The following is a 604-nucleotide window of genomic DNA, read 5'->3' as shown; positions in this document are numbered from 1 at the left end:
GCCTAACGCTAGCAGCCAATTCCTCAATTGCACGGTGTGTTTTACCCTAGCGGATAAACGCCAATGCCCATCAGATATCTCGTTAAGACTTTGCGTTTCATTTAGAGGACTGTCTTGCAGATCACGCAACAAATGACTGCCTCTTTGCATGTAGAGATCTACCTCTAAGTCATAGCTATTTGCGTCACGATCTACAAGAACATCAGTATTTCCTGCATCCAGATATTCTTTGAGTTTAAAGTCTTCTGGAACTGCATTTGAAAATCGCGAAACCTCTAAATCTTCAATACGGTGAATCAAAAAGGTTCGAAACTCTTCTAAATTTCCATCGCGCGCATCATCATCTTTGACACCAACAAGATAGAGTTTGGGAAGCATGATCGTCACACCAAAAGGATGAACATCATATTCTTTTCGACCATTAGAGGTTTGATATGCAAACTTAACGCGCCGGCCATTTAAAATTGCCTGATAAATATTATCGAGCGTGTGCATATCGAAATCAGGTGTACGTAGGCTTTGACCACGCTGATAAAACTCAACAGCGTTACTCAAGCGAGTGTACTGTTTGTCATTCAGCTTTCTCTCGCTTTGTTTCATTTTA

General features: G+C 41.1%; 1 protein-coding gene. It reads right to left on the bottom strand.

What is annotated here, in order from left to right; all coding sequences use genetic code 11:
• Positions 1 to 555 (bottom strand): YafY family protein (locus tag A3739_RS01765; RefSeq protein ID WP_197471955.1); only part of this gene is annotated, 555 nt, incomplete at its 3' end.
• Positions 556 to 604 lie beyond the last annotated feature (49 nt).

Source organism: Oleiphilus sp. HI0067 (assembly GCF_001635735.1).
Note: the sequence above shows the minus strand (reverse complement) of the source record. Positions and strands in the feature narration are given on the sequence as shown.